General features: G+C 73.2%; 14 protein-coding genes, 1 pseudogene and 1 riboswitch. Of the genes and pseudogenes, 5 read left to right on the top strand and 10 right to left on the bottom strand.

The window, feature by feature from the left end:
- From CNO22_RS28445 to CNO22_RS17420, 5 genes are all read right to left on the bottom strand, one after another.
- Window positions 1–399 (bottom strand): nucleoside deaminase (locus CNO22_RS28445; protein ID WP_232807124.1); only part of this gene is annotated, 399 nt, incomplete at its 3' end.
- 228 nt (window positions 400–627) lie between these two features.
- The gene (ligD, locus tag CNO22_RS17435) at window positions 628–1695 is read right to left on the bottom strand and encodes a non-homologous end-joining DNA ligase (protein WP_100500565.1); all 1068 of its coding nucleotides are present in this window, start codon (window positions 1693–1695) and stop codon (window positions 628–630) included.
- A 48-nt stretch (window positions 1696–1743) separates the two neighbouring features.
- Window positions 1744–3303, bottom strand: a complete 1560-nt coding sequence (locus tag CNO22_RS17430; RefSeq protein WP_100500564.1) for an alpha/beta hydrolase — start codon at window positions 3301–3303, stop codon at window positions 1744–1746.
- A 183-nt stretch (window positions 3304–3486) separates the two neighbouring features.
- Entirely contained in the window at window positions 3487–4566 is a 1080-nt protein-coding gene (locus tag CNO22_RS17425; protein WP_100500563.1) for an ATP-dependent DNA ligase, read from the bottom strand.
- Window positions 4567–4615: 49 nt separating this feature from the next.
- Window positions 4616–4978, bottom strand: a complete 363-nt coding sequence (locus tag CNO22_RS17420; protein ID WP_100500562.1) for a DsrE family protein — start codon at window positions 4976–4978, stop codon at window positions 4616–4618.
- A gap of 412 nt (window positions 4979–5390) precedes the next feature.
- On the opposite strand from CNO22_RS17420, the gene CNO22_RS29175 reads away from it, so the two are divergent.
- A complete protein-coding gene (locus tag CNO22_RS29175) occupies window positions 5391–5888 on the top strand; it encodes a type II toxin-antitoxin system prevent-host-death family antitoxin (RefSeq protein WP_232807123.1) in 498 nt (165 codons plus the stop codon).
- Here CNO22_RS29175 and CNO22_RS17410 read toward each other — a convergent pair.
- Together CNO22_RS17410 and treZ are read right to left on the bottom strand one after the other, a co-directional pair.
- On the bottom strand, window positions 5863–6585 hold the full coding sequence (locus tag CNO22_RS17410) for a dihydrofolate reductase family protein (protein ID WP_100500561.1): 723 nt from the start codon (window positions 6583–6585) through the stop codon (window positions 5863–5865). The two genes, CNO22_RS29175 and CNO22_RS17410, sit on opposite strands and share 26 nt — an antisense overlap.
- Before the next feature lies 1 nt (window position 6586).
- Window positions 6587–8341, bottom strand: coding sequence for a malto-oligosyltrehalose trehalohydrolase (gene treZ, locus CNO22_RS17405; protein ID WP_100500560.1), 1755 nt, complete (start codon window positions 8339–8341; stop codon window positions 6587–6589).
- 182 nt (window positions 8342–8523) lie between these two features.
- On the opposite strand from treZ, the gene CNO22_RS29170 reads away from it, so the two are divergent.
- From CNO22_RS29170 to CNO22_RS17390, 3 genes and pseudogenes are all read left to right on the top strand, one after another.
- Window positions 8524–9558 (top strand): efflux RND transporter periplasmic adaptor subunit, encoded by a 1035-nt coding sequence (locus CNO22_RS29170; protein ID WP_100500559.1) that lies wholly within the window; start codon window positions 8524–8526, stop codon window positions 9556–9558.
- Window positions 9555–10013 (top strand): annotated as a pseudogene (locus CNO22_RS30160) (ABC transporter ATP-binding protein); the annotation flags it as partial. The gene CNO22_RS29170 and the pseudogene CNO22_RS30160, both read left to right, overlap by 4 nt.
- Window positions 10014–10296: 283 nt before the next feature.
- Window positions 10297–11517: an ABC transporter permease gene (locus tag CNO22_RS17390; RefSeq protein WP_100500558.1), complete on the top strand. Its 1221-nt coding sequence runs from the start codon at window positions 10297–10299 to the stop codon at window positions 11515–11517.
- Window positions 11518–11689: 172 nt separating this feature from the next.
- Here CNO22_RS17390 and CNO22_RS17385 read toward each other — a convergent pair whose 3' ends face one another.
- The 3 genes from CNO22_RS17385 to glgX all read right to left on the bottom strand — a co-directional run bounded on the left by CNO22_RS17385 (window position 11690) and on the right by glgX (window position 17194).
- Window positions 11690–12250: a LysM peptidoglycan-binding domain-containing protein gene (locus CNO22_RS17385; RefSeq protein ID WP_269799604.1), complete on the bottom strand. Its 561-nt coding sequence runs from the start codon at window positions 12248–12250 to the stop codon at window positions 11690–11692.
- Window positions 12251–12279: 29 nt separating this feature from the next.
- Window positions 12280–12445: riboswitch (cyclic di-AMP (ydaO/yuaA leader) on the bottom strand.
- Window positions 12446–12758: 313 nt separating this feature from the next.
- Complete coding sequence (gene treY, locus CNO22_RS17380; RefSeq protein ID WP_100500556.1) at window positions 12759–15083, bottom strand: malto-oligosyltrehalose synthase; 2325 nt, start codon at window positions 15081–15083, stop codon at window positions 12759–12761.
- A complete protein-coding gene (gene glgX, locus CNO22_RS17375; RefSeq protein WP_100500555.1) occupies window positions 15080–17194 on the bottom strand; it encodes a glycogen debranching protein GlgX in 2115 nt (704 codons plus the stop codon). Before glgX ends, treY begins: the two co-directional genes overlap by 4 nt.
- Before the next feature lie 450 nt (window positions 17195–17644).
- Between glgX and uvrB the strand changes: the two genes are divergently transcribed.
- Window positions 17645–19759 (top strand): excinuclease ABC subunit UvrB, encoded by a 2115-nt coding sequence (gene uvrB, locus CNO22_RS17370; RefSeq protein WP_100500554.1) that lies wholly within the window; start codon window positions 17645–17647, stop codon window positions 19757–19759.
- Window positions 19760–20086: the final 327 nt, after the last annotated feature.

Here is a 20086-nt window from a genome sequence, read left to right as displayed (position 1 = left end):
CTGCACCCCGCGCGAGCGCAGCAGTTCCTCGGACTGCTGGAAGGTCCGGTTCTCGCCGATCACGATCCGGGGGATCTCGTACAGCAGCGCCGTCCCGGCACACATGTAGCAGGGCGAGAGCGTCGTGTAGAGGACGCTCCGGCGGTACACCGACGCCGGCAACCGACCCGCGCGCTCGATGCAGTCGGTCTCCCCGTGGCGGATGGCGCTGCCCATCTGCACCCGCCGGTTGCGGCCCACGGCCAGCACCTCCCCCTCGTGCACCAGCGCCGCACCGATCGGGACGCCGCCTTCCGCCCAGCCGATCCGGGCCTGCTCCACGGCGAGGGCCAGGTGCTGCCGGTCCGCATCCTGGCGGGACGGGTCCGCCGGATGGTCGAGGGGCGGGATGGTCGTCACGGAGGCTCCTCGGAAGAAGTCGTTCGGCGAGGTCGTGGCCCCCGCTGCCACGCGAGGATCGCACGTGGGTGTCCGCCACCCCGCGACTCGACGTCGCCGTGGCTGCCGCCGCATCCTGCGCAGCCCGGTGGCGCCGGTGCAGGGCTCGGCGAGGTCGTCGGGCCAGGCGGCGGCGTGGCGGGTCAGCGCGGAAACGAGCGCGGTGCCCGGGCCGCACCGCTCCGCGACTCACCCGTCACTGGCGGTGGGCCGCTTCGCCCGGATGGGCTGCACGCGCATCGGCTCGCCCGGCATCTTCGGGTAGTCCGGGGGATAGGGGAGGTCGCCCAGGCCCTGGTCGGTCGCCTGGCGCTCGGCCAGCTCGAGCAGCGGCTCGATGCCGAACGCGTGGTCGGACAACCCGGCGTGCTTGTCACCGACCTCGCGGAAGCGGGCCGGCATGGTCAGCACGTCGAAGTCGGTCGGGTGGACGTCGGACAGTTCGTCCCAGTCGACCGGAGCGGAGACCGGCGCGTGCGGCCGGGGCCGGATGGAGTACGCCGAGGCGATCGTGCGGTCCCGGGCCATCTGGTTGTAGTCGATGAAGATCTTCTCGCCGCGCTCCTCCTTCCACCACGACATCGTCACGCGGTCGGGGATGCGCCGTTCCAGCTCGCGGCCGAACGCGATCACCGCACGGCGCACCTCGGGGAAGGTCCACCGCGGCTGGATCGGCACGTAGACGTGCACCCCGCGCCCGCCGGAGGTCTTCGGCCAGCCCTGCATGCCGAACTCCGCCAGCAGCTCCCGCACGTGCGGGGCCACCCGGACGGCGTCGGAGAAGTCGGTGCCCGGCTGGGGGTCCAGGTCGATGCGGATCTGGTCCGGCGACTCGACGTCGGACTTCGACACCGGCCACGGGTGGAACGTCAGCGTGCCGAGGTTGGCGCACCAGGCGACGACGGCCACCGAGTCCGGCGCGATCTCGTCCGCCGTCCGCCCGCTGGGGAAGGTGATGTGCGCCGTCGGCACCCACTCGGGGGCGTTCTTGGGCACCCGCTTCTGGTAGAAGGCGTCGCCGGTGTTGTCCACGCGGGTGGACAGCCGCGCGCCCTCGAACACCCCACCGGGCCAGCGCTCCAGCGTCGTCGGCCGGTCCCGCAGCGCGTGCAGGATCCCGTCGCCGACCGCGATGAAGTACTCGACGACGTCGATCTTGCGGATGCCGCGCTCGGCGAAGTACGGCTTCTCCGGGTTGGAGACCCGCACCTCGTGCCCATCGACCTGCAGCAGGACGGCGTCCTTCGACGACGCCATCAGCGACCTGACCCCGCGGAAGTGATCACCCGGCGCACCCTAGGGCGCTCAGGCCGGGCACGTCAGCCCGTCCTGCGGCACCACCAGGTCGATCAGGTAGGCGTTGACCGCGCCGGTCACGCAGTCGGTCTTCGGGTAGGCGGTGTGCCCCTGCCCCTGCCAGGTCAGCAGGACGCCGGAGGTCAGGTCCTCGGCCATGTCCACCGCGCCGGGCAGCGGGGTCACCGGGTCCCCGGAGTTGCCGATCACCAGGATCGGCGCGGCACCCTCGGCGTCCCGCTCGGGGATCGGCGTGCGCTCGGCCTCCCACGCCGTGCAGCCGTTCAGCTGCACCGCCGAGGCGGCGCCGAAGAGCGGGAAGCGCTGCCCCCATTCGGTGGCCAGGGTGCGGACCTCCTCCTCGGGCAGCGCCGTCGCCGGGTCGGTGTCGGCGCAGTTGATCGCCAGGTTGGCGTCCATCAGGTTGGTGTAGGTGCCGTCCTGGAGCCGGCCCCAGTACGTGTCGGCCAGCGAGAACAGCTGCTGCGCGTCACCGTTGCGGGCGGTGGCCAGGCCCTGCGTCAGCTGCGGCCAGCGCCCGGTGTCGTACAGCGCCGAGAGGACGGCGGTCATGATCACGCCGGGCGTGGCCTGGCGGGTCTCGCCGGCCAGCGCGCTGGGGATCGGCGCCGTCTCCGCCTGGTCCAGCAGCTCCTCGACGAAGCGGCGCGGGTCCGGGCCGAGCGGGCAGCCGGCGACCAGGCCGGTGCAGTTGGCCGCGAAGGCGTCGAAGCTCGCCTCCAGCGAGGTGGACTGCTGCTCGGCCTCGGCCCGCGGGTCGTCATCCGGGTCGACGGCGGCGTCGAGCACCAGCGCCCGCACCCGGTCGGGGAACAGCTCGGCGTAGGTGGAGCCGAGGGTGGTGCCGTACGAGTAGCCGAGGTAGGTCAGCTGCTCGTCGCCGAGCGACTCGCGCAGCAGGTCCATGTCGCGGGCGGTGTCGACGGTGTTGAAGGTGCCCAGCGAGTCGGGGTACTCCTCGGCGCAGCCGTCGGCGATCTCCCGCTGCAGCGCGAACGCCTCGTCGACCTGCTCGGGGGTGGTCGGCCGCGGCTCGGAGGCGATGGCCCGGTCCTTGAGGTCCGGCGGGATGCACTCGACCGGCGTGGACAGCCCGACGCCGCGCGGGTCGAAGCCGACGACGTCGAAGCGGCGCAGCACGTCCTCGGGGAGGGTGAGCGCCGAGCCGATCGCGGCGTCGGCACCCGAGCCGCCCGGGCCGCCGGGGTTGATGACCAGCGAGCCGATGCGGTCGGTCTGCTGGGCCCACCGGGCGCGGACGAGGAAGAGGGGCAGCGTGGCGCCCTGCGGCTCGTCGTAGCTGATCGGCACCTCGGTGCGGCCGCACTCGAAGGCCACGTCGCGCTCGCTGCCCGGGGTGCCGGCCACCAGCTCGGAGATCTCGGCGTCGCAGTCGCTCCAGGCGATCTCCGCGGCCTCCGGCTCGGCCGGCGCCGAGGACGCCGAGGCCGACGGGTCCGCCGCGGCGTCGTCGGAGGAGGAGGTGCAGCCGGAGACCGCCACGAGCAGGCCGGAGGCAGCGGCGACCAGGCCGCGGGACAGGCGCATGGGTCACGAGGGTATGAGGCCCGGCTGGACGGCGCAGGCACGGGCCCCGACCGGGTGACAGACCCCTCAGCCGAGCGTCACGCACCCGTCACCCGGTGCTGTTCGGCCCCCTGCAGGGTCCCGCCGCGAGCGTGCGAGCGGTGGGGGGTAGGGGGTCCTTCCACGGTGGGGGCAGAGGGTCCTTCACCCGGCGAAGACCTCCGCCAGGTCGTAGCGCACCGGCACCTCCAGCTGGTCGTAGGTGCAGCTGCGCGCCTCCCGGTCGGGGCGCCAGCGCAGGAACTGGCCGGTGTGCCGCAGCCGCCGTCCCTCCAGCTGGTCGTACTTCACCTCGACCACCAGCTCCGGGCGCAGCGGCACCCAGGAGAGGTCCTTGCCGGCGTTCCAGCGGCTCTGCGCGCCGGGCATCCGGTGCTCCTCGCCGTTCGACCCGTTGACCACCTGCGCGTTCGCCCAGTCCTGCCACGGGTGTCCGTCGAGCGCCTCGGCCCGGTAGGGCGCCAGCTCCTCGACCAGCTCGGCCCGCCGGGCCATCGGGAAGGACGCCGCGACGCCGATGTGCTGCAGGTCGCCGGCGTCGTCGTAGAGGCCCAACAGCAGCGACCCCACGATCGGCCCGCTCTTGTGCCAGCGGAAGCCGGCGACCACGCAGTCCGCCGTCCGCACGTGCTTGACCTTGGTCATGAGCCGCTGGTCGGGGCCGTAGGGCAGGTCGGCGGCCTTGGCGACGACGCCGTCCAGCCCGGCGCCCTCGAACTCCTGGAACCAGCGCTGCGCGGTCGCGGCGTCCTGGGTGATCGCGGTGACGTGCACCGAGTCGGTGCCGGTGACGATCTCGCGCAGCCGCGCCTGGCGCTGCCCGAAGGGCACCTCCATGAGCGACTCGTCCCCGATGGCCAGCAGGTCGAAGGCCACGAAGGACGCCGGCGTCTGCTCGGCGAGCAGCCGGATGCGGGACTCCGCCGGGTGGATGCGCTGCAGCAGCGCCTCGAAGTGCAGCCGGTCGCCGTTGGGGACGACGATCTCGCCGTCGACCACGCACCGCTCGGGCAGCGCCACCTTGACCGCCTCGACCACCTCGGGGAAGTAGCGGGTCAGCGGGCGCTCGTTGCGGCTGCCCAGCTCCACCTCGTCGCCGTCCCGGAACACGATGCACCGGAAGCCGTCCCACTTCGGCTCGTAGAACATGCCCTCGGCGGTGGGCACCTTCGTCACGGCCTTGGCCAGCATCGGCTTCACCGGCGGCAGCAGGGGCAGGTCCATGCCGGTCAGTCAAGCAGTCACCGCCGACGGACGGCGGCGCGTGGCCGGCTCAGTAGCTGAAGGTGGTGGCGCCCTCGTCGCCGATCCACTCCCACAGGGGCACCGTGCCGGCGAGCTCGGCGCCCTTGACCAGTCCGGCGGCGTCCAGCTGCTTGGCGTTGAAGCAGATCGGGCAGACGAACAGCCGCCCGCCGGCCGCGGCGTAGCGCTCGAACAGGCTCGGCAGCGGGGGGCAGCCCTCGCAGGCGGTGCCGACGGCCACCCCGTCCAGGGCCAGCCGCACGGCCTCCTTGGCCAGGAACATGGCGGTCGGCCGTCCGGACTCGGCCGCGCCCACGGCCATGAGCATCGCGACGGTCACGGTCTCCGGGTCCTCGAGCCCGGTCCTCAGGCTGACCACTGCCTTGCCCATGGCTGCTCCTCCGCACGGTCGGGGAAGGGACGCTAGAGGCGGCCGGGTGCCCGGCGGAGGAGTCGGAGGTCCCACGCCGGCGACCGATGCCGTTCCGGTGGACCGCACGCCGTCTCCCTCGAGGCGTGCCGCGATCGGGCAGACCGGGTACGCGACTCCGCCACGGCAGCGCGTCGGAGCAGCAGCCGGTCACCGTCGGGGACGACGCCCCGGCCGCCCGCCGATCGTGATCGCGACCTTCGCGCCATGGGAGCCACCCTCGTGCCGCACCACGAGGGCGGGACCGCACGCGCGACCGCGGCCCAGCGCGCGTCGAGCGGAAGCGGGGTGTTCCGGGGGATCTCGACGTCCTCGACCGCGGTGACGTCACGGCGTGTGGGTGGGGAGGACACCCTCGACCAGACCAAGTGGCATGACTAGGTCGGTCGGCGTGCACGAGGCCGAGACGCACCTGTCACGCCTGGTGGAGAAGGTCGCGGCCGGTGAGGAGGTCGAGATCACCAACCGCGGCAAGGTGGTGGCCAGGCTGGTGGGTCCCGCACGGCGAACGCCCCACTTCGACTTCGACCGCGGCAACGTGTGGATCGCTGACGACTTCGACGAGCTGCCCGAAGACCTGCAGTGGCTGCCGGCGCGCTCGGCGCTGGTCGCGGTCAGCGGGCTGGCCGACATCGCGGTCGGGGTGCTCGTCGCGGTGCCGGCGACCCGTCGGACCGGCGCGTGGGCGGCCGCCGCGCTCATCACCACCTACCTGCCGGCCCACCTCGAACCGCTCCGGCACCGGCGCGCGGCGCAGCGGGCGTTCGACCGGCCGCTCGGCGTCGCGGCGCGGGTCGTCGTCAACCTGGGCTACATCGCCTGGGCGGCGGCGGTCGCCCGGCGCGCTACCGGTCGACCGCGTACCGGGTGAACAGCACGCCGTCCTCCTCGAGGACCTGCACCAGCCGGGGGCGGACGACGCCGGTCAGTGGGCCGGCCAGCAGCCGGTCCGGGCTGCCGACCAACGCCGGGGCGATCGAGAGGTCCAGCTCGTCGACCACCTCGGCCGCCAGCGCCGCCGACAGCAGCGCCGGCCCGCCCTCGCACAGCACCTGCTCCAGGCCCCGCTCGGCGAGCGCGTCCAGCGCGGCGGGCAGGTCGACGTCCTCCTCGCCGCACACCAGCACGGTCACGCCGGCGTCGGCCAGGGCCGCCCGCCGGCCGGCGTCGGTGGCCGCGCAGGTGACCAGGATCGTCGAGGGGACGGCGAGCCGGTCCCCGGGCGCCAGCGACGCCCGCCGGGACACCACGGCGACCGGCGCCGACGCGGGCCGGCCGATCACCGTCCGCAGCCGGCCGACGGCGGAGTCGGCGGCCACCGGGCGGTAGCCCTCGGCGGCCGCCGTCCCGTGCCCGACCAGGACGACGTCGGCGAGCGCCCGCAGCGTGCGGAACACCCGCTTGTCGCCCGGCGAGCCGAGGCCGCCGCTGCGCCCCTCGACCGTCACCGAGCCGTCGAGGGAGGCGACGAAGTCGACCCGCAGCGAGCGCCCGGCCGGCAGCCGGTAGGCCTCGACGAGCGCGGCGTCGTCGAGCTCGGCCGCCGGGTCCGGCAGCAGCCGGCGCACGTCAGTGCGCGCTGATCACGGCCGCGCTCTCGGGCGGGACGGTCACCGTGGCGCCGTTCAGCCCGGGGAGCTCGCCGCTGGCGAACAGCACCTCGCGCACCGGGAGGTCGAGGTCGATGTCCCGCGGCTCGCCGGACAGGTTGGCGACCACCCGCAGCGAGCCGCGGCGGACCACCAGCCACCGGTCGGCGTCGTCCCAGTCGACCGCGACCGCCGACAGGTCCGGGTCGAGGAGGTCGGGGTGCGCGCGCCGGAGCGCCAGCAGCGCCCGGTGCACCCCCAGCAGGCGGGAGTGCGGTTCCCGCTCGGGCTCGCTCCAGTCCAGCTTCGAGCGGGTGAAGGTCTCCGGGTCCTGCGGGTCGGGCACCTCGTCGGCGTCCCAGCCGTGCTCGGCGAACTCGCCCTTGCGACCCTCGGCCGTCGCCCGGCCGATCTCCGGGTCGGTGTGGCTGGTGAAGAACTGCCACGGCGTCGCGGCGCCCCACTCCTCACCCATGAACAGCATCGGGGTGAACGGGCTGGTCAGCACCAGCGTCGCCCCGACGGCGAGCAGGCCGGGAGAGAGGGACGCCGAGACGCGGTCGCCGACGGCGCGGTTGCCGATCTGGTCGTGGTCCTGCAGGTAGCCGAGGAACTTCCAGCCGGGCAGCAGTGCGGTGTCCACCGGCCGGCCGTGGTGCCGGCGCCGGAAGCTCGACCAGGCGCCGTCGTGGAAGAACGCGCCGATCAGCGTCTTGGCCAGCCCGGCGAGCCCGGCGGCGGCGAAGTCCCCGTAGTAGCCCTGGCCCTCCCCGGTGAGCACCGAGTGCAGCGCGTGGTGGAAGTCGTCGCTCCACTGCGCGTGGATACCGGTGCCGTGGGCCACCCGCGGGGTGACCATCCGAGGGTCGTTGAGGTCGCTCTCGGCGATCAGCGTCAGCGGCCGGCCGAGCGCCACCGAGAGCCGGTCGACCTCCTGCGCCATCTCCTCGAGCACGTGGGTGGCGCGCTCGTCGACCAGCGCGTGGACGGCGTCCAGCCGCAGCCCGTCGACGTGCATGTCGCGCAGCCACATGAGCGCGTTGTCGAGGATGTAGCGGCGCACCTCGTCGGAGTCCGGGCCGGAGAGGTTGACCGACTCTCCCCAGGTGTTCGCGCCGCCCTCGCTGAAGATCGGCATGAACAGCGGCAGGTAGTTCCCCGACGGGCCGAGGTGGTTGTAGACGACGTCCTGGAGAACGCCCAGGCCGCGCTGGTGGCAGGCGTCGACGAAGCGCTGGTAGGCCGCGGGACCGCCGTAGCTCTCCTGCACCGTGTACCAGAGGACGCCGTCGTAGCCCCAGTTGTGCGTGCCGTCGAAGCCGTTGACCGGCAGCAGCTCGACGAAGTCGACACCGAGGTCGACCAGGTGGTCGAGCCTCCCGACCGCGGCGTCGAGGGTGCCCTCGGGGGTGAAGGTGCCGACGTGCATCTCGTAGACCACGCCGCCGGCCAGCGGGCGGCCGGTCCAGGCGCGGTCGCCCCACTCGTACGACGCCGGGTCGTAGCGGCGCGACAGGCCGTGCACGCCCTCGGGCTGGCGGCGCGAGCGCGGGTCCGGTCGGGGAGTGTGGTCGTCACCCAGCAGGAAGCCGTAGTCGGCCTCCTGGCCGGCCTCGACCTCGGCGCACCACCAGCCGCCCTCCTCCCGGCGCATGTCGTGCACCGACCCGTCGACCTGCAGCCGGACCCGTTCCGGGACCGGCGCCCAGACGGCGAACTCGACGGCAGCGGACATGCAGGGGCCTCCAGGGGAGTCGGGGTCGCCACGTGGCGGTCCGGGGGGTCATGCCCGCGCGGACGGTCGCCAACCACGTGTTCCCGGCGTGCCGCGCAGCACTCCGTATCCGGAGAGCGCCGGTGTCGTTACGGTGCGCACCCACGGGTGCCGGAGGGCGCCACTCCGCCTCGAGGAGCGCCATGAGCGTGGTCCGCACCGTCGTCTTCCCGGCCCTGCGTCTGCTGGCGTGGACCGTCATCGCCGTCGCCCTCGTGGTGCTCGCCTTCCGCGGTGGCAGCGGCGAGGCCGCGCCGGTGTCGGACGGTGCGCCACCGGTCGACCTCACCTCCCCGGTGGTTCCCGTCGCCCGCGGCACCGTCGCCAACACCGTGACCGTCCAGGGCACCGTCGTCGCCGACGCCACCGTGCCGGTCAGGGCGACCAAGGCGGGCACCGTCCGGCGGGTACTGGTCGAGGTCGGCGACGTCGTCGACGAGGGCGACGCGGTGCTGGAGGTCCGCTGGGAGGAGGAGCGCGAGCCGCTCGCCGGCACCGACGCGGAGGGCAACCCCAGCAGCACGCCGCGCGAGCCCGTCGTGCGCACCGCGACCGTCGTCACGCCCACGGCCGGCACCGTCACCGCCGTCGACGTGCTGGTCGACCAGGTCGTCGCGGTCGGCGACCGGGCCGCCGGCATCTCCCCGGGCTCGCTGTCGGTCACCGCGACGCTCACCCAGGACGACCAGTTCCGGCTGCTCGCCCCGCCGTCCACCGCGCAGGTCGAGGTGCAGGGCGGACCGGCACCGTTCACCTGCACCGAGCTCACGCTGGGCGCCCCGGCGCCGGCGGACGGCGCCGGCGACGACCCGGCCTCCGCCGTCACCGACCCGGCGTCCGCCGGGACCGGGCAGGGCGGCACCACCGCCCGCTGCCGGGTCCCCGCCGGGACGGCGGTGTTCGCCGGGATGGCCGCCACCGTGGTCGTGGACGCCGGGGTCGCCGAGGACGTGCTCGTCGTCCCGGTCACCGCGGTCCAGGGCTCGGTGCAGCAGGGCAACGTCTGGGTGGTCGGGCCCGACGGCGCCCAGGAGCAGCGCGCGGTGGTCCTCGGCCTCACCGACGGCGACCAGGTCGAGGTCCGCGAGGGCCTCGCCGAGGGCGACCAGGTGCTCATGTTCGTGCCGGTGCCCGACGACACCGTGGAGAGCCCGGGGATGGCAGGGCCGTTCGGATGACCCTGCTGTCGCTGCACGGGATCAGCCGGGAGGTCGCGCTGCCCGACGGCGGCGTGCTCCCGGTCCTCACCGGGGTCGACCTCGAGGTGGCCGCGGGCGAGCACGTGGCCATCGTCGGCCGGTCCGGGTCGGGCAAGTCGACGCTGCTCAACATCCTCGGCCTGCTCGACACCCCCACCGGCGGGGAGTACCTGCTCGACGGGGAGCGGACCGACGCGCTGCGCGCCCGCCGCCGCGCCCGGCTGCGCGGCGAGGTGTTCGGCTTCGTCTTCCAGCAGTTCAACCTGCTGCCCCGGCGCACCGCGGAGGAGAACGTCGCCGCGCCGCTGCTCTACGCCCACGGCCGGGACTACCTGCACCGGCGGCGGACGGCGCGCGCCCTGCTCGACCGCGTCGGCCTCGGCGAGCGTGCCGGCACGGTGCCCGAGCGGCTCTCCGGCGGAGAGCAGCAGCGGGTCGCGATCGCGCGGGCGCTGGTGCGCTCGCCGCGGGTCGTGCTGGCCGACGAGCCGACCGGCGCCCTCGACGTCGAGACCGGCGCCCAGGTCATGGCGCTGCTGGCCGAGGCCGCCGCGGAGGGCGGCGCCGCGCTGGTCACCATCACCCACGACCTGAACGTCGCCCGGCTGGCCGACCGGCGCTACCGGCTGGACGCCGGCCGGCTGACCCGCTGGTCGACCCGGCGCCGACCCTCGTCGTCCCGGCGCCCGCGGCCGCTCCGCTCGAGGAGGTGCTGCCGTGATCCCCGTGCTGGCCACCCTCGCCGAGGCGTGGAGCGAGGTGCGGGTGCACAAGGCCCGCGTGGTGCTCTCCCTCGTCGGCGTCTTCCTCGCCGTCTTCGCCATGACGACCGTGACCGCGTTCGGCCTGCTCGTCGCCCAGGTGCAGCAGGAGCAGGGGGAGCGGATGGGTGGCCGGCCGGCCACCATCGGGGTCACCGCGTACGACCCGCAGACGGGGATGCCGCCGGACCCGCAGGAGTGGGACGCCGCCGTCACCGACCTCACCGAGCGGTACGGGATCACCGCCACGGCCAGCATCGGCTACGAGGAGACCCGCTTCCGGCTGCCCGGCGGCACCCAGGCGGTGCAGACCAAGCGCGTGTCGCCGTCCTACGGGCAGCTGCACCGCATCGAGCCGGTCGAGGGCCGCTGGCTGCGCGAGGGCGACCGCGACAGCCTGGCACCGGCCGTCGTCGTCAACGAGGCGTTCCTCGGCGCGCTCGGCGTGCCCGACCTCTCCTCGCACCCGACGGTCGTCATCGGCGGCGCGACCCCGGTGCGCGCGGCCGTCGTCGGCGTCGTCCGGGAGGGGTACGGCGACGAGCTGCTCGCCTACCGGGTGGACCGCTCGGCCGGCCCGTGGGACGCGCCGCGCGAGGCGGACCGGTCGGCGATGGTGTCCGGCCCGTCCACGCTGGAGCTCTGGGTGCCGCCGGAACAGGCCGAGGAGGTCATGGCGGTGGTCTCCAACGACCTCGGGCTCGCGCTCGGCGGCGTCCAGGTCGACGCCTACCGGCAGGACGCGGAGGGCCTGGAGGAGACCCTGGGCATGCTGCGCCTGGCGATCCGCGGGGCCGGCGTCGTCGTGCTCGTCCTCGGCGGCCTCGGCGTGCTCAACATCGGGCTGGTGACGGTGCGCCAGCGGATCCGGGAGATCGGCGTCCGGCGCAGCTTCGGCGCCACCTCGGGGCGGGTCTTCTCCGCCATCATGCTGGAGAGCGTCTGCGCTACGTTCCTCGCCGGGCTGGCCGCGGTGGCGCTGTCGGTCGTGCTGGTGCGCAACCTGCCGCTGGAGCAGCTGCTCAACAGCGGCGTCCCGCTGGCGGAGACCCCCGCCTTCCCGGTGGCCGCGGCGGTCGAGGGGCTGGTGGCCGCCACCGCGGTCGGCGCGCTGGCCGGGCTGCTGCCCGCGGTGATCGCCGTCCGGGCGAAGGTCATCGACGCCATCCGCTTCTGAAAGGACCCCCTCCTGGCTCCCCTCGCAGGCTCGGGAGGCCCTGCAGGGGGCGTCCGGCGGCCAGCCATTGAACGCCAGAGGCCCAGAACCCGGCGGGTTCTGGGCCTCTAGCGTTCAACCTTGCAGGGCTCCCGGCGGCCGGGGGAGCGCGTCCCCCGGCCGCCGGCCGCACTCACGGCAGCTGCAGCACCTGGCCGACCGCGATCCGGTTCGGGTCGCTGAGCTGGTCGTCGTTGGCGGCGTACAGCGCCTGCCAGCCACCCGCGACGTCCTGCTCCGAGGCGATGCGGCTGAGCGTGTCACCGGACTGCACCGTGTAGGTCACCCCGCCGGCCTCCGCGGCCGGTGCGGCCGCCGGCGCAACGGCGGCCGGCGCCGCGCCCGCCTCGGGGGCGGAGGGGTCGAGCGCCTTGCCGCAGGTCGGCCAGGCGCCCGGGCCCTGCTTGTCGAGCGTGCGCTCGGCGACGGCGATCTGCTGGTCCTTGGTGGCCAGGTCGGCGCGCGGGGCGAACTCCGTGCCGCCGTACGCGGCCCAGGTGCTCTGGCTGAACTGCAGGCCGCCGTAGTAGCCGTTGCCGGTGTTGATGGCCCAGTTGCCGCTGGACTCACACTGCGCGACGGCGTCCCAGTTGTTCGGGGCGGCAGCCGAGGCGGGTGCGGCGAGGACGCCGAGGGAGACGGCGGCGGCGCCGCCGAGCACCACGGCGCCGCGCCGCAGGGCGCGTGCGGGCATGCGGGAAGACGAGGACGAACGCATGGGGGGACTCCGATCCGCCGCCTGCGAGGTGAGCTGTCGGGTTCGGAGCGATCGGTGCCCCGGCCGTGCGCACACGGCTTCACCCCGAGGTGCCCGGCCGGACCGGCCGAGCACCGAGATGGGTCCCCCACCCCCGTCCTGGCTGTGCAGGAGGTACGGCAACCGACGGACGGGGTTCGGCGGATCGGCTCCGGCACCCGGTCCCGGATGGGGGATGCCGGAACACGGTAACGGTCAGGTCACGGCGGCTCACCTCGTGTCGCAGGGGCAACCGGGGTGACACGGCCGGCCGTCAGGACCGGTGCCGGACGGATCACCTGGTCACGTCCCTGCGGGCACGCACGCACCCGCGGGGACGTGAACCGTGTCTCAGTCCGGCCCCGCCCCGGGTCCCGCTCTGAGCCTGCGGAGGGCGGGGAGGACGGCGGCCCCCCTGCAGGGTCCCGCCGCGAGCCTGCGAGTGGTGGGGGCAGGGGGGCCTTCCTCAGTCGCGGACCAGCAGGGCGACCGGGAGCCGCTCGAGCAGCCCGGCCAGCGGCAGCCCCTCGGCGTCGGAGACGAACCGGCCGCCGGTGAGCAGGTCCCGCCAGGCCCCGGTCGGCAGCTGCAGCGCGGTGTCGTCCCAGCCGGCGATCGAGAGGCCGACCGGGAGCCGGGTCGCCACCGGCACGACGCCACCCCGGTCGAAGGCGACCACGTGGTGGGCGGCGACGCCGGTCGCGCCCACCGGCTCGTACCCGGCGAACCACTCCGGGTGCTCGCGGCGGGCCCGCAGCACGCGGGAGACGACGAGCAGCTTGGCCGCGCCGGTCTCGTCGACCTCCGGCACCTCGCCGGCGTCCAGCCGGGCCAGCAGCCGGCGGCGCTGCTCGTAGTCGATCGGACGGCGGTTGTCCGGGTCGACGAGGGAGAGGTCCCACAGCTCGGTGCCCTGGTAGACGTCGGGGACGCCGGGCATCGTCAGCTGCAGCAGCTTCTGCGACAGCGAGTTGGACCGGCCGAACGGCGCGATGCGGGCGACGAACGCCTCGATCTCGGCGGAGGTCCGCTCGTCGTCGTAGGCCGCGTCGACCATCTCGTGCAGCGCCGTCTCGAACTCCTCGTCGACGTCGGTCCACGTCGTCGAGGTGCCGGCCTCGCGGGCGGCCTTCTCGGCGTAGCCGTGCGCCCGCTCCCGGGACAGCGGCCACGCGCCGACCAGGTTCTGCCACACCAGGTGCGCCAGGGGACGGTCGGGCAGCGGGTGCCGGGTCAGCAGCCCGCGGACCAGCTCCGCCCACCCGGCGCCGAGCTCGGAGAGCACCGCCAGCCGGGCGCGCACGTCCTCGCTGCGCTTGGTGTCGTGCGTCGACAGCGTGGTCATCGACTGCGGCTTGCGCTCCGCGCGGCGCCGCTGCGCCTCGTGGAACTCCTCGACGGTGCTGCCGAAGCGCGCCGGGTCGCCGCCGACCTCGTTGAGGGCGACGAACCGCGCCCACCGGTAGTAGGCGCTGTCCTCCACGCCCTTGGCCATGACCGGTCCGCTGGTCTGCTCGAAGCGGGTGGCCGCCTCGGTCCCGGCCTGGGAGAGCACCGGGTGCAGCGCGTCCAGCGCCGCCGCCAGGTCGGGACGGCGCTCCCGCACGGCGGCCACGGTGCCGTCGAGGTGCTCCCGGCCGTCGGGCAGGTAGGAGCGGTAGACCGGGAAGGACGCGAGCAGCTCGGCCAGCGCCTCGGTCTGCTGGGCGCGGTCGACGCCGGGCAGCTCGCCGATGACCCGCACCAGCCGGGCCACCTCCGAGCCGAGCGCCCCGTCGGTCACCTCGCGCTTGCAGTCGTGCACCAGCTGCGCGTAGTCGACCGGGGCGCCCGTGAGCTCGGTGTCCAGCGCGCTGAGCACCGCCTCGCCGGCCGGGTCGACCAGCACGTCGTCGACCTCGGCGAGCGCGTCGTAGCCCGTCGTCCCGGCGGTCCGCCACGACTCCGGCAGGTCCTCGCCGGGCTCGAGGATCTTCTCCACCACGGTCCACCGGCCGTCGGAGGCCTCGGCCAGCCGGTCGAGGTAGCCCTTCGGGTCGGCCAGGCCGTCGGGGTGGTCGATGCGCAGCCCGTCGACCGCGCCGTCGGCCACCAGCTGCAGCACGAGCCGGTGCGTGGCCTCGAAGATGGCCGGGTCCTCGGCGCGCAGCCCCGCGAGGGTGTTGATCGCGAAGAACCGGCGGTAGTTGAGGTCGCGGTCGGCCCGCCGCCAGTCGACCAGCTCGTAGTGCTGCCGGTCGTGCACCTCCTGCGGCGTCCCGTGCTCGGTGCCGGGGGCGATCGGGAAGCGGTTGTCGTAGTAGCGGAGCTCGCCCTCGACGACCTCGAGCTTCTCGACGTCGTCCGCCGAGCCGAGCACGGGGATGCGCATCCGGCCGCCGCCGAAGTCCCAGTCGATGTCGAAGGCGGCCGCGTGCGCGCTGTCCCGTCCGTGCCGGAGCACGTCCCACCACCAGGGCGCCTCCGCCGGGTCGGCGACCCCCATGTGGTTGGGCACCAGGTCCAGCACCAGGCCGAGGCCGTGCTCGTGCAGCGCCGCGACCAGCCGGTCGAAGCCGGCCTGCCCGCCGCGCGACTCGTCGATGTGCGCGTGGTCGACGGTGTCGTAGCCGTGCGTGCTGCCCGACGCCGACCGCAGCAGTGGCGAGGCGTAGGCGTGGCTCACCCCGAGGTCGGCCAGGTAACCGGCCAGGGACGCCGCGTCGTCCAGCGGGAAGTCGGCGGTGACCTGCAGCCGGTAGGTCCCCGTGGGGACGTCGCGGCGCCGGTCCTCGCTCAGCGGCTCGCTCACGACCGGCGGGGGGCGCTCAGCACGACCATGGAGCGGTCCTGCAGCGTCAGCGTCTCGCCGGCCTTGACCTCGCGCGGCTCCACCTCGCCCATCTCGGCGGTGTCGAGGACGACGGTCCACGCGCCGGCGTACTCCTCCGACGGCAGGGTGAACTCCATCTTCTCGTGCGAGGCGTTGAAGGCCAGGTAGAAGTGGTCGTCGACGACGTTCTCGCCGCGCTCGTCGGTGGACCGGATGCCGTGGCCGTTGAGGTACATGGCCAGCGACTTGGCGAAGCCGGCGTCCCAGTCGTCCTCGGTCATCAGGTCACCGCTCGGCGTCAGCCAGGCGACGTCCTGCACCGGGTCGTCCTGGCCGCGGCGCACCGGGCGGCCGTGGAAGAACCGGCGACGGCGGAACGTCGGATGCTCGTGGCGCAGCCGGGTCACCATCTTGGTGAACTCCAGCAGCCCCTCGTCGACCTCGTCCCAGTGGATCCAGGTCAGCGGCGAGTCCTGGCAGTAGCCGTTGTTGTTGCCCTGCTGGGTGCGGCCCAGCTCGTCGCCGTGCAGCAGCATCGGCACGCCCTGGCTGAGCATCAGTGTGGCCAGGAAGTTGCGCCGCTGCCGGGCGCGCAGGGTGACGACCTTCTTGTCGACGGTCGGGCCCTCCACCCCGCAGTTCCAGCTGCGGTTGTGGCTCTCGCCGTCGTTGTTGCCCTCGCCGTTGGCCTCGTTGTGCTTCTCGTTGTAGGAGACCAGGTCGTTGAGGGTGAACCCGTCGTGCGCGGTGACGAAGTTGATGCTGGCCACCGGGCGCCGGCCGGAGTGCTGGTAGAGGTCGGCCGAGCCGGTGAGCCGGCTGGCGAACTCGCCGATCGTCGAGGGCTCGCCGCGCCAGAAGTCGCGCACGGTGTCGCGGTACTTGCCGTTCCACTCCGTCCACAGGGCCGGGAAGTTGCCGACCTGGTAGCCGCCCTCGCCGACGTCCCAGGGCTCGGCGATGAGCTTCACCTGGCTGACCACCGGGTCCTGGTGCACCAGGTCGAAGAAGGCCGACAGCCGGTCGACGGCGTGCAGCTCGCGGGCCAGCGTGGAGGCCAGGTCGAAGCGGAAGCCGTCGACGTGCATCTCGGTGACCCAGTACCGCAGCGAGTCCATGATCAGCTGCAGCGCCTGCGGGGTGCGGGCGTTGAGCGAGTTCCCGGTGCCCGTGTAGTCCATGTAGTACTGCGGGTCGTCTTCGACCAGCCGGTAGTAGGCCCGGTTGTCGATGCCCTTGAACGAGAGCGTGGGGCCGAGGTGGTTGCCCTCGGCGGTGTGGTTGTAGACCACGTCGAGGATGACCTCGATGCCCGCCTCGTGCAGGGTGCGGACCATCCCCTTGAACTCCTGCACCTGCATGCCGTTGTCGGTGTTGCTCGCGTACTCGTTGTGCGGCGCGAAGAACCCGATCGTGTTGTAGCCCCAGTAGTTGCGCAGGCCCTTCTGCTGGAGGGTGTCGTCCTGCACGAACTGGTGCACCGGCATGAGCTCGATGGCGGTCGCCCCGAGGTCCTGCAGATAGGAGACGACGGCCGGGTGCGCGATGCCGGCGTAGGTGCCGCGCAGCTCCTCCGGGACGTCGGGGTGGGTCATCGTCAGGCCCTTGACGTGGGCCTCGTAGATGACCGTCTTGTGGTACGGCGTCTTCGGCGGCCGGTCGACGCCCCAGTCGAAGTACGGGTTGACGACGACGGACTTCGGCATGTGCCCGGCCGAGTCCTCGTCGTTGCGCTCACCGCTGTCGAAGTCGTAGGAGAAGACCGACGGGTCCCAGTCGACCTGGCCGTCGATCGCCTTCGCGTACGGGTCGAGCAGCAGCTTGTTCGGGTTGCAGCGCAGGCCTTGGGACGGGTCGTAGGGGCCGTGCACGCGGTAGCCGTAGCGCTGCCCGGGCTGGATGCCGGGCAGGAAGGCGTGCCAGACGTAGCCGTCCATCTCGGGGAGCCGGATGCGGGTTTCGGTGCCGTCGTCGTCGAACAGGCACAGCTCGACCTTCTCGGCCACCTCGCTGAAGATCGCGAAGTTCGTGCCGGTGCCGTCGTAGGTCGCGCCGAGGGGGTAGGCGGTTCCAGGCCACACCTGGGTCATGGACGAGGTCCTCCTGTGCTGGCGCCCCCGGGGACGCCGGGGGCCGGTGGCCTCCCCGTCGCGGGGCGTCGTCGGGGAGGTCGGTGCGCGTGGTGTTTCTGACCTCTCGTGCCCGGGCGTGCCGCCGTCCAACCCTTCGCCAGGTCACGGCCGGGAGACGTCGCTCACCGCACCGGGCTGCGGACGACGACGCCCCCCGCGGAGGTCTCCGTGGGGGGCGTCGTGCGCAGGTCCGGCCGGGGCAGCGACGCCGGGTCCGACCTCGTCCGGGGCGCAGGGCCCTGGGTGGCACTGGTCCTCGGCGGTGACCGCTCCTGCGACCGGGGACGCTAGGCCGCGACCCCAGCACGTGCAAGCACCGGACGCCAGTCCCGCCACCCCGCTCGTCCCGCGCGTTCGCTCACGGCTCAGGGACGTCGTCCTGTCACTGGCGGGTCGTACCGTCGACCCGTGCGCACGACCACCGACCTCCGGCCCACCCGCGGGCGTTTCCGCGTCGTCAGCGAGTTCGAGCCCTCGGGCGACCAGCCGGCCGCGATCAAGGCGCTGGCCGAGCGGGTCAACTCGGGCGCGACCGACACCGTGCTGCTCGGTGCGACCGGTACCGGCAAGTCGGCGACGACGGCCTGGCTGATCGAGCAGGTCCAGCGGCCGACGCTGGTGATGGCCCCCAACAAGACGCTGGCCGCGCAGCTGGCCAACGAGTTCCGGGAGCTGCTGCCCGACGCCGCGGTCGAGTACTTCGTCTCGTACTACGACTACTACCAGCCCGAGGCCTACGTCCCGCAGACGGACACCTACATCGAGAAGGACTCCTCGATCAACGAGGAGGTGGAGCGGCTGCGGCACTCCGCCACCAACAGCCTGCTCACCCGGCGCGACGTCGTCGTCGTCTCCACGGTCTCCTGCATCTACGGCCTGGGCACGCCGGAGGAGTATGTCGACCGGGCCCTGAAGATCAAGGTGGGGGAGGAGCGCGACCGCGACGAGCTGCTGCGCACCCTGGTCACCGAGCAGTACACCCGCAACGACCTGTCGTTCACCCGCGGCACCTTCCGGGTGCGCGGCGACACGATCGAGGTCTTCCCGGTGTACGAGCAGCTCGCCTGCCGGATCGAGATGTTCGGCGACGAGGTCGAGCGGCTGTACTACCTGCATCCGCTCACCGGTGAGGTCGTCCGCGAGGTGGACGAGCTGTTCGTCTTCCCGGCCACCCACTACGTCGCCGGCCCGGAGCGGATGGAGCGGGCGATCGCCTCCATCGAGGCCGAGCTCGAGCAGCGGCTGGCCGAGCTGGAGCGGCAGGGCAAGCTGCTGGAGGCCCAGCGGCTGCGCATGCGCACCACCTACGACATCGAGATGATGCGGCAGGTCGGCTTCTGCTCCGGCATCGAGAACTACTCGCGGCACATCGACGGCCGCGCCCCCGGGAGCGCCGGCGCCTGCCTCATCGACTACTTCCCCGACGACTTCCTGCTGGTCATCGACGAGTCGCACGTGACCGTGCCGCAGATCGGCGGCATGTACGAGGGCGACATGAGCCGCAAGCGGACGCTGGTCGAGCACGGTTTCCGGCTGCCCTCGGCGATGGACAACCGCCCGCTGAAGTGGGAGGAGTTCACCGACCGCATCGGCCAGACCGTCTACCTGTCGGCGACGCCGGGCCCCTACGAGCTCGGCCGGGTGCAGGGCGACGTGGTCGAGCAGGTCATCCGCCCGACCGGCCTGGTCGACCCGGAGGTCGTCGTCAAGCCGACCAAGGGGCAGATCGACGACCTGGTGCGCGAGATCCGGGTGCGCACGGAGAAGGACGAGCGGGTCCTGGTCACCACGCTGACCAAGAAGATGGCCGAGGACCTCACCGACTACCTGCTCGAGCTGGGCATCAAGGTCCGCTACCTGCACTCCGAGGTCGACACTCTGCGCCGGGTCGAGCTGCTGCGCGAGCTGCGGCAGGGCGAGTACGACGTGCTGGTCGGCATCAACCTGCTGCGCGAGGGCCTCGACCTGCCCGAGGTGTCGCTGGTCGCCATCCTCGACGCCGACAAGGAGGGCTTCCTCCGCTCGGGCACCTCGCTGATCCAGACGATCGGCCGCGCGGCGCGCAACGTCTCCGGCCAGGTGCACATGTACGCCGACACGATCACCCCCTCGATGGCCCTGGCGATCGAGGAGACCAACCGGCGCCGCGAGAAGCAGATCGCCTACAACACCGAGCACGGGATCGACCCGCAGCCGCTGCGCAAGAAGATCGTCGACATCCTCGACGGGATCTACCGCGCCGCGGAGGACACCGGGAGCGTCGAGCTGGTCGGGGGCTCCGGCCGGCAGCAGTCCCGCGGCAAGGCGCCGGTGCCGGGGCTGTCGTCGAAGAAGGCGGGCAAGGCCGGCGGCATCGACGTCCAGGGCCTGCCGCGCGCCGAGCTCGCCGACCTCATCACGCAGATGAACGACCAGATGCTCGCCGCCGCCCGCGAGCTGCAGTTCGAGGTGGCCGCCCGGCTGCGTGACGAGCTCACCGAGCTCAAGAAGGAGCTGCGCCAGCTCGACGCCGCGCACGCCTGAGGCAACCTCTGGTGGCAGCGCAGACACGCCGAAGCGGCAGTTATTGCCAGCCTATCGATGCCGGTCCAGCATGCGTGATACACAGAGCCAATTGCTCCGTATTGATGGAGCCGTAGCTCTGAGGGAGCGCATTGCCGGAGACTGGGCGCGACGACGCCACTACTGCTTCTGGCATCCATGAGCACCTTCAGGCGGTATCGGCGGCTGCAGTGCGATGCATGCACCTGTCACTAAAGATCATTAAGGGTAGGAGTTACGGGTTCTGCCGATAGTCGGTCGGACCCAGCTGACAGCCGGCGCAGCCTGCGCTATGCCGGTGGCATGCGG

The sequence above is a fragment of the Geodermatophilus chilensis genome (genome assembly GCF_002802985.1).
GTDB lineage: Bacteria > Actinomycetota > Actinomycetes > Mycobacteriales > Geodermatophilaceae > Geodermatophilus > Geodermatophilus chilensis.
This window is presented reverse-complemented; position numbering and strand designations above follow the sequence as displayed.